At 77.4% G+C, this 782-nt stretch carries 1 protein-coding gene; it reads right to left on the reverse strand.

Features of this window, described 5'->3' with window-relative positions:
• Positions 1-701: septum site-determining protein Ssd (gene ssd / locus D471_RS37070; protein ID WP_338045370.1), on the reverse strand; the 701-nt coding region annotated here is incomplete at its 3' end.
• Positions 702-782: the final 81 nt, after the last annotated feature.

A 782-nucleotide genomic window follows, 5' to 3' on the forward strand; every position in this document is an offset into this window, starting at 1 on the left:
CGGGCGATCACGTCGGCCGTCAGCTCTCCTCCGGCGCCGATGACGACGGCGCTCACCCCCGGAGCCTCCGCCCGCAAGCGGGGCGCCACCCGGGAGGCGGCGACCACGGACGGCACGTCCGCCGGGACGACGACGTGGACGCGATCGGCCCGGTTCAGGAACTCGGTGGTGGCGGAGTCGAAGGACCGCGGGAGGTCGACCACGACCAGTCCAGTGCCCTCCCGGGCGGAGCCGAGGGCCGCCCGGGCCGTGTCGACGGGTAGCGCGTCGCGTTCGGTGACGTCGATCCCGGGGGCGCCGTCGCCGGAGGCGTCGGGACGACGGGACCAGGTGAGCACGCAGACGCCGAGCGCGCCGGGCAGGCCGGAGCGCAGGTCGTGCCAGCGCACCCGACCGTCGCGGTGGAGGAGGTCGTCCCATCCGGTCCGGTGTCCGGGATCGGCCGGAGCGGCGAGGTCGCACCCGAGGTAGACGTCCGGTCCGCAGCCGAGCGGATCGGCGTCCAGGAGCGCGGTGTCCCGTCCACCGCGCGCGCCGGCCAAGGCGAGGGCGACCGCGGTCAGGGTGGCCCCGGCGCCGCCCCGACCGCCCATGACCGCCACCGTGGGAGCCGGGGGGTCACCCCGTGCGGCCGTTCCGGCCAGGAGGTCCACGAGCTCCGACTCGTCCCCCGGGAGGCACAGGGGCGGTCGTCGGTCCATCGTGGGTCCACCGGGCGACGGGACCGCGAACGTGGCTCCGGGGCGTCCCGGCCCACCGCCGGCGGTGTCGGCCGAGGCCTC

This window comes from Nocardiopsis lucentensis DSM 44048 (genome assembly GCF_000341125.1).
Taxonomy (GTDB): Bacteria; Actinomycetota; Actinomycetes; order Streptosporangiales; family Streptosporangiaceae; genus Nocardiopsis; species Nocardiopsis lucentensis.